Source organism: Thermoplasmata archaeon, from assembly GCA_038851035.1.
Lineage (GTDB): Archaea > Thermoplasmatota > DTKX01 > VGTL01 > VGTL01 > JAWCLH01.
Window position 1 is genome coordinate 26,319 of record JAWCLH010000015.1, and the last position, 12,072, is coordinate 38,390.

Below are 12,072 nucleotides of genomic sequence, written 5' to 3' on the forward strand. Positions count from 1 at the left end.
ATTGTGTAATAGCCCACTACCACGGATACAGGTCGAATAGAAAAGGGCTTCTCTCTCCCCACGCAGCTCTCAACATGCAGTAAATGATGGAACGCAAGCGCGGAGCGGTTGCGGGAGGGGGCTCTAGATCTGTGTGATTGCTATTATTGGTGGGATGCGGGACCCTACTGGGGCGGCCTATATTGAGGTGTCTGGCCGGGTGGGGGATACTGAGCTGGCTGCTGGGGCGGCGGGTAGGGGTATGGCTGGGGCGGCTGCTGATATGAAGGGGCTGAGCCCGGGGGCTGGTAGGGTTGGAGGGGCGGCTGGGAGGGCTGGGTGGGGTACTGGGGTGGCGCTGGTTGGGGCGGGGCGGTCGAGGGCGGCGTAGTGGGTGGCTGGGGTTGCGGAGACACAGGCGGCGGGGCTGGAGCACCAAACTGGGGCTGGGCTGGCGCGAATGGCGGGCCGGGGGGCAGATGGGCGCCCGGGGGTAGAGGAACTATCTGATTGGTGCTCATCTTACCGAGTATGCTCTTGTAGCCCTGATAGAATAGGAAATATCCGCCTGTGCTCACGATGTAGCCGACCTGGGGCGCCAATGAGATCGCACCCCAGGCGTTCCAGAGGTCTTCGGGCTTTATGCCTTTCGGCGTGCTCATCGTCAGGGCGACGACGGCGATGAGGCCAACTATGGGTCCGACCACAATCAGAATCTGGCCGAGTTTGAATTTGGAGGCCTCCTCACGGGTGAAGGCCTTAACGAAGTACATCAGGGAGAGCGTCATGAATATGGCCCCGACAATCGCCAACGCGCAGGAGATAATCATCGATGTCCTTATGGTGGCGTAGTAATTCTCGAGGCTGGTGCCGAAGCTGTAGCCGGGCGAGAAGGCACCACCTATCCACGGGATTACAATGCCGAGAATCAGGAATAGTATGGCCATCTGGAAGTTCTTTGCATGGACAGGGCCAAACTCGTCCTTGCCCTGGTAGAACTTGATCAGACCGATTATGAAAAGTATAAAGGCGATTAGTCCGACGAGAGCGATGAGCATCGCCACACCGGCCAGAGCAAGGAGACTGCCGAGGGAGCCCTCGATGTTCCCGCTGACTAAGCTGGAGAACAGCGCAATGGCGACTAGTGCGAGCAGGAAGCCGAGAAGAGCCGCTATCACCTGAAGAAGCAGGCCGTAGCTGAAGAACTTCACCCCTTCCCTCGTGTGGAACGCCGGCGGGGGCGGTGGGGGTGGCGGGTAGTATGCGGGCGCGGGCCCGAAGGCCGGCGGGGGCCCCGGGGGCGGGGTCGCCTGGGGTGGGGGAGCCGGATATCCATAGGCTGGAGGCGGATACTGCGGTTGAGGCTGCATGGGTCCCGAATTCGCACCTTCCTAATAATAATTTATCTCCTCTGGCATGCAGGTTCTCCCTTATTCAATTCGCGCGTCAATTGAATGCGCACGCGCGCATACGATTGAGCACTGATTCGCAGGGCCATTCTTCAGGGGTCAATCGCCTAGTTTTTTATGCCAGAAATCTTTTTAAACGCTTGTTAATATTCGCACCCGAGGTAGGTCCCATGGGTGGGTTTACAGGGTTAGTGATAAGAGCCTTAGCCGCACCGGGAACGCCAGCGACGCCTCCTCAGGCTGCACCGCCTCCGCCCCCTGCAACGGTCCAGCCTGTGCCGGCCTCCAAGCCCGCAAGGCCGCTCGGGGTAACGATTCTTGCGGTGCTCTACATAATCCAGGCGATATTGTGGTTCGCTGGCTCCGTAATGATGGGAATGTTTCTTGGCCCGATTCTGGCGTTCTTACCCGTACTGGGCGCCTGTGTCTACATCACCATCATCTTCGGGGTAATATATCTCCTTGTGGGCATCGGGCTGTTCACACTGAAGAAGTGGGCCCGCATACTGGCCATAATTTTCGCCATCATCGGCCTGCTGAACCTACCCATCGGCACAATCATCAGCATTATCATCCTATGGTATCTGTTCAGGGCGGATGTGAAGGCTGCGTTCACGTAAGGCCAGAACCCCTGCCCTCCCCGATTTCTAATGCAGGGGAGGGCGGGGTCCGGAGAACAGCCGAAGGGGTTCCTCCTCCATCAGCCCGGCCTATTGACTTTCATCATTGCCTGTGAGACCGCTTTACCACTAGCAGTTACGCCAGCAGGTTGCAAGCGCCATATAACATTCAAATATTGAAGAGACGTATCCGGATGCCGGTGATGTGTTGCTGGAAAATGTGGCTGGCCCTCCGTTTTTGTCCGTCAGCCCGGAGCTTCTCCGGGCGCAGGCCGAGTTTCTTCTGTTGGGAGGGTTCTGCCTCATACCCATTATCCTACTCATCATCTCAATCCTAATAGCGATATGGGTCTACAAGGACGCCGAGAGCCGCGGGATGAGCGGGGTTCTCTGGCTTATAGTCGTGCTCCTCGCCGGAATCATCGGCCTCATTATATATCTGGTCGTTAGAAAGCCCAAGGTCGCTCCGATACCGGCCTATGGAGCACACCCTCCGGTCTACGCACCCCCTCCGTCCTACGGCGGCCCGCCACCAATGGGCACCAACTGCCGCTACTGCGGCGCCCCGCTGGCTGCTGGCTCACCGGTATGCCCAAATTGCGGCGGGAGGTTCTGAGCGATTTCCGCCCCAACGGCTCCCGCTACGGCGTCGCCGCTCTTTACTCCATGTCCCGGTCCATTCTCAGGGAGTTCTCCTCTTCTGGAACCAACGAACTTCCCCTCCACAGCAACCCTTATTAGACAGACCGCTAAATCCCGCGGTTGGATGTCGAGCTTATCATTAGCGCTCCGCGCTGCTGGCGTGCTGACCTCGGTTCTCGGAGCTCTCCTCCTCGTCCTCTTCTGGGGCCTGAACCTGAAGTTCTGGACACTCATCGGCATTGTGCTCGTGATTATGGCCCTCGCATCGGCCTACTATATAGCGCGTAAAGATTACATTGGTGGAGCCGTGCCCTCCGGCCTCGCCGGCGTCCTGATACTGTTCATCGCTCTTCCGCCACTTGGGTGGATACTGCTGGCCGCTGTTCTTTTATTCATCTCCAGCGGCCTCGCCTTCGTTCTGTATGAGGTGGAGTGAGTTGGGAGCAGGTGCCCTTAAGGCCCGCCTTCTCTCGTGGGGGAGAATTTATATTCCACCTGGTGCCCTTCCTCCTTTCTCTCTGTCGCTTTCGACGGCAGGGCCGGGCGCCGGCTCGATTTCCGTATTTCTGGAGGTCAGAGGGAGTCTGGTCAGGCTGGATGCAGTGAGGGTTCCCGGAGCAAGTGGGGACATCTCGCTCAGACCTAGTAAAAGGGGATGCCACGACCCCCCGGTTCTGGAAAGAAAAACGGGAAAATTCAGGCTGATTCAGGGAGGAGCTGTGCTCGCCGGCGATGTTAGAGTCCTACCCCCGGGTCTTCATGCGCCCCGTCAGGCGTTCATTAGCATCCATAATGTGTGCAGATACCGATGCGCGTTCTGTGCCTTGCCACATATCCCCCGGAAACCTAGAACCTCCCTCAATAGGTGGCTCGAAATCGTCTTGGATGCCGTGAGTCGCAAGCGCGTGGATGCGATAGCGCTGACCACAGGAATTCCGGCGAGCCCTGCCGCGGCCTCACTGGAACTCGCACGCTTCGTTCGGAGCCTTCGCGCCTCCCTGCCGGAAATACCAATAGGTGTCGAGCCCTATACGACCTCAAGAAAGGATATTGAAATGCTGTACTCGGCAGGGGCCACCGAGTTGAAGCTGAACATCCAGTGCGCAACGGAACGCCTGATGAAAAGGATTTGCCCCGGACTCGACTGGAAGGGGGTCTGGAGGGCTCTGGAGGTGGGTACGGCGACATTCGGAAAAAACAGGGTTTGCTCCAATCTAATTCTCGGCCTTGGAGAGACCGACCAAGAGGTGACGGAAGCCGCCGAGCGGCTCGCCGGAATGGGAGCCCTAGTCAATCTAAGGCCGCTAAGAATCAATCCTCTTAACATTCGGCCCCTGAGAAATGCTCTTGGACGTAAGCCCGCGCCGGTTCCTGCCCAGAGGATTCTCAGATTGGCCGCGGTCCAGAAGGGAATCTTCTCAGAGCACTCCCTCAGGCCCTCTCTCTTCCGGACTATGTGCCACCGTTGTACCGCTTGCGAACTAGAGCCGTTCCGGGATGTCTGAAGCTCCTAAGCATTGAGTGGGTTTCTCTCCGACTGACTGGTCGAGAGGGGAGAGCGTCCACCCTGATGCCCGGGTTGCGGTGCTCCTCGGTCGCTGGCCCCGGGCCAACCTCATCCCTCTCCCCCGCCCTCCCTCCTCCGTCTTCTCAATATGAATAGAGCCATCGCAGCTGCGGCGATAATTGCCATCGATGCTCCGGCGATTACCAACCCACAGGATGGACACTCTGTTGTGGGGGGCTGCGGGGGAACCGGTCTTTGCATCACCGTCAGAGAGAAGTCGACGCGGTTGTCTTGAAGGTTGAGCTCCATCCTCTCGGGCTCCGCTAGGAGCTGGAGCTCGTGGTGGCCAGCGCGCGGCGTCCAGCGCAGGACCGCCTGAGTTTCCTCGCCGGAGCTCAGCTCCTCAACAGTGGTGTAGGTTAGAACCGCCCCCCTCTCAATCAGCGTGAGGGTCACGCGCCCCGAGTGACCGGGACCGTGATTGGCGAGCCTGAGGCTGATGCAGACCTCGCTCCCCTCGACCGGCGACGGAGGCGTGACAACGACGCTCCCGTTCACCACCTTGATATCAGGCCTGAGTATGTCGACTACTAGCTCGAGCACCAGTGAGATACCGCTCCCGCTCGTTATATATATCTGTAGGTCAGTCGTCGTCTCGGAGAATCTCACAGGCGCTCGGACGCGCAGGGTTGCGCGGCTTGAGGAGTAGGGCTCTAGCTCGAGCTCAGGCGGGAGAAGCTCGACCAAGAGGCCGCTCTGCGATACTGTGAGACTCACCCGCTCCACCCCATTCCCGGTGTTGCTGATCCCAACAGTTACTTCTGAGGTCTCCCCTAGCTCGAGAGCGATTCGCTTCTCGGAAAGAGAGGCGTCTAGGCCCGTCACGCGAATGACCTCGACCTCCACGGTGGTGGAGAAACGGGAGCCGTCGCCCGCGACCGCAATTATATCTACGACACCCACGTCCCCCGCAAGCGCCCTCTGGGGTGGAGCGACCTGGAGCCGGAGCTCAGTCGCGCACGCGTGAGGTAGCTCGAGGGTCTCACGCTCCAGTTCTGTAATCCAGCCAGCGGGCGCCTCGCACATCACGCTCACGCGGTCGGGCCCGTTGCCGAGGTTATATATTTTGAAGTTGAAGGAAAACACTTCGCCAGGAGCGGCCGCCCCTTCTGGAGATTCACAGACGACTCTCAGGGAGTGAATCTGGGTCACATTGAGGGAGACCGACACACCCCTCCTAAGTCCGCTGGTGACACCCTCGGCGATTACTGCCAGCTCGCAGCTCTCACTGACTAGGGCGCCGGGCGGCAGTGAGATGGTCATGGTGCAGTTGATTGTGCTCCCAGGCTCGAGCGTGGCGCTATCTGGTTCTAGGGCACATTCCCAGAAATGCGGCAGACCAGAGACCCTGAACACGACGGTCTCGGGCGTGTTCGAAAAGGACTCGAGCGTCAGATTGAGGACAGCCGAGCCGCCGGGAGCGCAGGATAGCGCGGAGGCGCTGGTTCTGAGCTCGAAGCCAAACACCCTGACGAATAGCCAGATGGAGAGCTCGTTGTTGCTCAGGTTTGCCTCCAGCTCCACGGGTGCGACCCGGAGCGTCAGGCGCCTGGCACCGGCGCGGCCGGTGCTATTCCACAGAAAGCTCTCAGTTGAGAATTCCTTTTCTCCGAGTTTTAATGGACGCGACACGTCAGAAACCCCGTCGGTCAGGAGCTCGAGCAAAGTCTCGGCCTCCGATTCTCCAGCGTTCGCGACCATCACCTCGACCCTGACCTGCACACCTTCGACAGGCGAGAGGTCGGAGACTTTCAAAGATTCGGGCCTGAGCACAAGCTCAGGCCTCCCAAGCACAAGGACCTCGGTGGAGGCTTCGTCATTTCCCTCCCAGAGCTGGGGCCTATCCTTCGAGGGAGTCAGCCTTACGTATATCTTCCTAATACCGGCGAGGCCTGCGGTGTTCCAGGGCATCCTGACCTCTGCCCTCCCGCCAGGCCCGAGGCGCTCAACGGTCACATCGGGCCCGAGCCGGGTTCCCCCTGAGGCTGGATTGCCGAGGTAGAAGGAAATGCTCGTGTTCAGGGCGTCCGAGCCACCCTCATTGGTGACGACCGCACTGATGTTGACGACCATCCCCTCGACCACCCGAGCGGGCTCAATTGTTAGGTTCTCCGGGAGGATGGATGGGTCCGGGTTGTCGGCGTAGGGTCGAATCTTCGGGTCGCCCACAATGCAGTTCTGCCAGGAGGAGGTGGCCATGGATGCGGAGAAGGACTCCGCAAGATTCCAGCCGCGTGTGTAGCGCTCGAGAAGTATGTGGGGCCTCGCGCAGGCGGTCAGGTAAGGCTCGTAGACGTTACCGTGGATGCCGGTTATCCCCTCTCTGATATTGTCCGCAATCAGGGACTGGCCGTAGGATGGGGGGTAGGAAAAGGAGCGAGCGCTTGTTGATACGTATGTTGTGCCGACCGCTCCCGGCACCCACGTGAAATTGGTGATGGCGTTGTTGGGGGCGTTGCCGTCATTTGATCCCCAGGACGCGTAACCTGCCACGTCCTTCAGGTTCTGGAGATAGAGGCTAGTGGATTCCAGAATCACATTATAGCCCCTCCGGGTCAGGGTTCGGTTCGCCTCCCTGCACCAGTCGTTTCCGGCCTGATAGCCGCTGCCGTCCTTGTTTGGATTCATGTCAAGCACGAATGTCCCCCTCGCGCCCGTGCTGTTGAGGGCGTTGTCAACGAGCCTGAGGCAATCAGTAAGGTCATACCCGATGAGTCGCGTGGTGATGAAAACACCAAATGTTTTCCGCGAGAATCGCTGCTCGCTCCCAAAGAAAGGGTTGGTGAACCAGTAATTACCGCCGATGTACCCAGCGTAGGGTCCGAGAATCAGCGATATCTCGTCATCGAAGGAGGCGTAGTACTCCGCGGCTCCGGAAACTCTATGCGGAACGCCCTTCGTGGTGACTATGTAGTTAAGCGAATCATTCAAGCCGCGCTCAATTATAAACCTCTCAACCTCGCTTCTGATCGCGCTGAACTGCGAGAAAGAGATGGTCTCTGTGGTCGGCATTGATATATTGCAGACGTTTGTATCCGGAATTCGTCTCTTTTCCTTGAAATACCTCCCTATCTCCATCGAGAGCGAAGACTGGTTGTTGATGAGGAGGAGCACGTCCGAGTAGTTCATCTCATCTCCTGACTGACGGGGAATAGTGAGAAGGAAATTCACGCTCGCGCAACTTATCGCCTGTGCTCCCCCGTCCGCTTCCATATTCAGTGCCATGCCGGAAGAGGCAACATCGCCAGCCCCTCCCAGCACGGGCGGGGTTACCGAAATCAGGAGGGCAAGCGGGAACGCTAAAATTCGGGCGCAGCGCATGTGCGACTTATAGCTCTGAGGAATTAAATAGAGGTTTTGGTATGAGCGCGTGGGGTTAAGCTTTATCCTGTTGGGATGGGGCTACTGTCTGTGGGGTTGGGACGGAGGGTGCTATGGAGGATGAGGGGAGGGTGAGGCCTGTGGTGGCGGGGCCGGATAAAAAGGCGGGGGATGCGCGGGCTGATAGCAGGGGGCGGGCGGCAGAAGGTAAATATATGGCTACTGGGGGGAGGGCTGCGGGTCCATCGGCGCGGGCAGGTTGGCTGTCCCATCCGACGGTGGGGTACCAGCTTGTTTTTACATCTGATTTTCCTTCCTTGTACGCGTCAGTTCCAGCGAACGAGGAATATAGGTGGGAGTAGTTGAACTGGGAGCTCCCCCATCCACTGACCAGTCGTCTCTGAAGGCTCTGGGGTGCATTCCGAGGTAGACAAAGGGCGACAGCGCGCTGAAGACGAACGCCAGAATTCTAAATATCAGAGCGATGAATTTGGTGAAACCGACGATAATGATTATCGCACCCAAAACCACGAGTATGTTTATAATGAGCGCTAGCCAGAGCAGCGCACCGGTGGTCCCGTAGAGGTCCTTCACCTTGTGGGTGTTCGGAGCGAGCCAGCTCCGGGACTCCTGTTGCCCGTCTGTGTTGGTGCCGCGGCCATAGCTCATTGTCTACTTCATCTCGATGCCAGAAAAGTCCTCGCTCCATTCCATTCAGGAGGTCCCAAAGGATTTCCCCTCTCCGCTGCTCGATTCCTCTACCATCAGGTACCATGAAAGGACCCTTGAGACAGCGATTAAAACGATGGCCACAATCGCCGTTATCATCGAAATAGAGGGCGTATTCGGAATTCTCAGGGGCTGACCAGGGGGCTGGTAGGGCGGGGCCTGAGCAAAGGGCTGCTGATACATCTACTGCGGAGGTCCGAGGTGGGGCTGGGCGGGGGCAGAGCGTATCCTATTAAAGCCCGTTTCATTTTTAAACCTCTTCAGACGAGTAATGTGATGTGGACATAACTAATCGTGCTTCGTGGCTGGAAGAGGCGCTGCGGCTGGGAGCCTTCCGCTGCGCAACCCGGCGGCCTTCCTAGCTCTAGCTTCGTCCGGTGTCTGGGCCATCGACATTGCCTGCTGAGTCGGGGACTTGTCCGGCGTGAGCTGCTTCGCTTGCGCGCTCGCCCGAGCCCTCCTCCGGCGACCGTACGGTGCTCTCGGGCTCCCAGCTCAGGACAGGGGCTGGGAGCTGAGGAGACACGGCTGGCTGGGGGGTAGGGGCTTGAGGCGGGGGTGAGGGGCCGGGTGCGGCACTGGATGGAGGAGGGGCAAAATTCGCAGCTGGGGCGCGGGACCGAAGAGCCGCTCTTACCGCCGCAAAACTCCAGCCGAGTTCGTGGGCGGCCCAGCTAAGGAATGAGGAGAATAGAAGAAAAAAAGCCACGAGGGCCAAGACCCACCCCGCGCCCGGTCCCCAGCTCGACCTCTCGCCTCTTTCGGCCGACGAGCCCCAGAAGGAAAGCTGCATTCCGGAGGGCGGTGTTGAGTCGGCTTTGAAGGCGCCGGGGAGGAGGGCAGCAAAGACAACTGGGGCCAGGAAAAGGAGGAGGCAGGCGATTGAGCCGAGCGCGAGGGGGGCCCATCGCCTACCCGGGCCGCATAGATATCCTGCGCCGGCGCCGAAGAGGAAGCTTAGAACAATGCCAGAGAGCGAGAAAGCGAGAGCCATCTGGAAAACAACCCTCGCGTTCTCGGCCCGGCTCACACTTTCCCATCCCGTGAAGGTCGAGACGGTGGATATACCATCGCCGGTCCAGCTCTCGAGCCTAGTACTGAGCCCCCAGAGGGTCCAGGACCTCTCCACCGTGGTCCTCGGTGCCACCGTGCCCGACGAGAACCATGGGGTCCCGAGAGAGGCGAGGGCAGTAACTAGGGCAAGAGCGAGGAGGAAAAAGGGCAGGAGCCGGCGCCATTCCGTCTGCCGTTTCTCCGTCTGGGTGCTCATGCCAACCTCGCAACCCTCCGAGAATCCTTCGTCCGCACCGCGCCTCGCCCCTACTCATATTTCTCGTAGCAAACAATCTCGGAGAGATTCTTCCTTCCATCCGGCTCTTCAAACTCCTCGGGTGTTCCGACCGCCAAGAGGAAGCAGACCTTGATGTCGGGAGGAATTCCGAGAACCTCCTGCACCTTCTCGCTGTGGAATTGATACACCCAGTGCGTGCCAAGCCCCTCCGAAATTGCAGTCAGCTCGCCGCAATTGAGGGCCATGGCGAGGTCCATTGGATAGGAGCTCATGAACATGCCGAGGTAGGGGTAGGCCTCGGCGATATTGGCGCAGCCCACGACGAGCACGGGGGCTTCGGTAATGAACTTCTGGCCACCGCACACAGCGGCGAGTTTTTGCTTAACCGCCTCGTCCCTAACCACAATGAACTTCCAGGGCTGGGTGTTGGCGGCGCTTGGGGCCAGCCTCATCGCGTTAAGCACCTGGGTCAGCTTCTCATCAGGAATCGGCGCCCTCCTGAATCTCTTAACCGGGCGTCTCTTCTTCATCGCTTCTAGAACATCCATGGGCTTCACCCTATTGGCGTATTCTTCGTTCCATCAGCCATTGAACATGATTTTTTTGCAGTCAGCGCACTTCACATGACCGTCTGGAAATCCAATCAGATTCGTCGAGCCGCAGCGGGTGCATGCGGTGATTGCCGCTCGGGGCTTAGGTTGTGGGGGAGGGGAGTAAGTCAGCTGATACGGCGCGGGCCCGGGCGCGGGTGCTCCACTATAGGGCGGTGCCGGTGTGCCGGGCTGGGGAGCGGTCCTTCTCGCTATCGCTCTCGCAGCGAACACTATTAGGGCGATTATAATAAGTAAAAGGCATATTATGTTAATTATATTAGATATCAGGCCGGCGTCGAACTGCTCCTTCTCGATGATGTCTATTTCTCTTATGAGGGTCAGGTTGGAGTAGCTGTCGGATACGGCGACAGTAACACGGTAATTACCGGCGGATCTGTAGATGTGATAAGGGCTCTTTTCACTGCTGAAGGCTCCGTCGCCAAAGTCCCAGCGGTAAGAAAGTCTATCGCCGTCGGGATCAGTCGCGTCCACATCGAAGTGGATCGCCTCCCCCACATAGGCTTGCCGGGGGGAGATTATCCCCGCTCCTTTTGCAGGGGGAGAGTTGAGAATAATAACCGCTTTTTGGTATGTAGCGCTCGCATCCTCCCAGTCAGTGACAGTGCAGGTCACGGTGTATTCCCCGGGCGCGCGGTACCTGTGGGTCAGCTCGAAGCCCTCGGCCGTGGCTCCATCTCCAAAGTCCCAGTTGTATGTGAGCAAATTGTCATCGGGGTCGGTGGCACAGGCCCTGAAGCTCACCTCGCGACCCCTGACCTCAATTATAATCCCTGATATCACCGGGGGATGGTTGACCTTCAGCAGCGATTTTATGGTGGTCGTGGCCCCGTTGTCATCAGTGATATTCAGAATAATATAATAGTATCCGTGGGAGGAGTAGCTGTGAGTCACGTTCACACCCTCGGCCCGGTTGCCATCACCGAAGTCCCAGAGGTACAATACTATCTCTCCGTCCGGGTCTGAGCACTCGCATGTGAAGTTCACGGGAGTTTGGATGTTTACTATCAAGGGATGGTAAATGATTCCGCTCGGTGGCTGGTTGGGAAGTACGGTGACGAGAATTCTATCACTGTCCTCAAAGTATTTCCAGCGAATGCGCAGCGTCACATTATGGATTCCGGGGCAATTGAAAAGCGCTTCAACAACCCTTCCGGACAATTTTGTCATGCATCCGTCTGGGGCCTCCAGCTCCCACTCATAAGTGGTCTCCTCCGGCGCGATGGATAGCGATGCCGAGCCATTCAGGATGGTGGTCCTGTTGACGCTCACGAGCAGGTTCTGCCCTGCGTCCGCCACCAGTGGGCGTGAGTAGGGGACCCAGAGGGTGCTAGAGTTTGTCATCCTTCCGCAACACACCCTGAGCCAGCCGTCGAGCTCATCCGTTCTGATGATGCGAAGCCTGATGGAACCACCCTTAATGTCGGAGAGATCCCCCGGCAACTCCTGAGCTCCCCTCTGGACTCTCTCCGGCACGATGGGCTGCTCGCTGGTGTAGTTCTCGAAATGGACCATGGCATCGTCGGTCCCGTCCCCAGTCAAGTCGAGGAAAAGCTCAAAGGCGACGGTGACGCCACTGATGTTCAGGGATATGAAGACGAGGTCGAGACCGAAGCCCTCCGATTGGACCAGGAGCCCGTAGAATTCCCGAGCCACGAACTCAGCGGCCTCACTTTTATAAATATCAACATAACCTTCACTAACCGGGACAAGGGGCGTCAGATTGTGCGGGCTGGAGGCATTGGCCTCAAGGAAGAGCCCTGTTGGCGTGAGGGGTGGGGCCCGTTGAGACACGCTCGCCCCAGGCTGAGCCCCCCAACTCATCAGCAGAACCACCAGCGCCAGAAGCGCTCGAGCCCTCATGTCGACGAAAGAGTAAACGATTAGCCAGTATAAAACCTTT

The 12,072-nt window shown here is 58.4% G+C and carries 11 protein-coding genes; 5 read left to right on the forward strand and 6 right to left on the reverse strand.

Annotation, left to right across the window (positions count from 1 at the left end; genetic code table 11):
* Positions 1-164: 164 nt before the first annotated feature.
* Positions 165-1,349 carry a DUF973 family protein gene (locus QW379_06100; protein ID MEM2869973.1) on the reverse strand — a complete coding sequence of 395 codons (1,185 nt, stop codon included), beginning with the start codon at positions 1,347-1,349 and terminating at the stop codon, positions 165-167.
* 230 nt (positions 1,350-1,579) lie between these two features.
* Here QW379_06100 and QW379_06105 point away from each other — a divergent pair, with 230 nt between their 5' ends.
* The 4 genes from QW379_06105 (at position 1,580) to QW379_06120 (ending at position 4,155) form a co-directional block, all read left to right on the forward strand.
* Entirely contained in the window at positions 1,580-2,008 is a 429-nt protein-coding gene (locus QW379_06105; protein ID MEM2869974.1) for a hypothetical protein, read from the forward strand.
* A 205-nt stretch (positions 2,009-2,213) separates the two neighbouring features.
* Entirely contained in the window at positions 2,214-2,624 is a 411-nt protein-coding gene (locus QW379_06110; protein ID MEM2869975.1) for a zinc ribbon domain-containing protein, read from the forward strand.
* A gap of 150 nt (positions 2,625-2,774) precedes the next feature.
* Positions 2,775-3,086: a hypothetical protein gene (locus QW379_06115; protein MEM2869976.1), complete on the forward strand. Its 312-nt coding sequence runs from the start codon at positions 2,775-2,777 to the stop codon at positions 3,084-3,086.
* A gap of 1 nt (position 3,087) precedes the next feature.
* Positions 3,088-4,155: a radical SAM protein gene (locus tag QW379_06120; GenBank protein MEM2869977.1), complete on the forward strand. Its 1,068-nt coding sequence runs from the start codon at positions 3,088-3,090 to the stop codon at positions 4,153-4,155.
* A 110-nt stretch (positions 4,156-4,265) separates the two neighbouring features.
* On the opposite strand, the gene QW379_06125 is transcribed toward QW379_06120, so the two are convergent.
* Together QW379_06125 and QW379_06130 are read right to left on the reverse strand one after the other, a co-directional pair.
* Positions 4,266-7,538 carry a TIGR03790 family protein gene (locus QW379_06125; GenBank protein MEM2869978.1) on the reverse strand — a complete coding sequence of 1,091 codons (3,273 nt, stop codon included), beginning with the start codon at positions 7,536-7,538 and terminating at the stop codon, positions 4,266-4,268.
* Between the two features lie 297 nt (positions 7,539-7,835).
* Positions 7,836-8,207: a hypothetical protein gene (locus tag QW379_06130; protein ID MEM2869979.1), complete on the reverse strand. Its 372-nt coding sequence runs from the start codon at positions 8,205-8,207 to the stop codon at positions 7,836-7,838.
* 16 nt (positions 8,208-8,223) lie between these two features.
* On the opposite strand from QW379_06130, the gene QW379_06135 reads away from it, so the two are divergent.
* On the forward strand, positions 8,224-8,403 hold the full coding sequence (locus QW379_06135) for a hypothetical protein (protein ID MEM2869980.1): 180 nt from the start codon (positions 8,224-8,226) through the stop codon (positions 8,401-8,403).
* Between the two features lie 228 nt (positions 8,404-8,631).
* On the opposite strand, the gene QW379_06140 is transcribed toward QW379_06135, so the two are convergent.
* The 3 genes from QW379_06140 to QW379_06150 are packed head-to-tail and all read right to left on the reverse strand — an operon-like array spanning position 8,632 to position 12,032.
* Complete coding sequence (locus tag QW379_06140; protein MEM2869981.1) at positions 8,632-9,537, reverse strand: hypothetical protein; 906 nt, start codon at positions 9,535-9,537, stop codon at positions 8,632-8,634.
* A 50-nt stretch (positions 9,538-9,587) separates the two neighbouring features.
* Positions 9,588-10,088 carry a nitroreductase family protein gene (locus QW379_06145; protein MEM2869982.1) on the reverse strand — a complete coding sequence of 167 codons (501 nt, stop codon included), beginning with the start codon at positions 10,086-10,088 and terminating at the stop codon, positions 9,588-9,590.
* 51 nt (positions 10,089-10,139) lie between these two features.
* Positions 10,140-12,032 (reverse strand): PKD domain-containing protein, encoded by a 1,893-nt coding sequence (locus QW379_06150; protein MEM2869983.1) that lies wholly within the window; start codon positions 12,030-12,032, stop codon positions 10,140-10,142.
* Positions 12,033-12,072 lie beyond the last annotated feature (40 nt).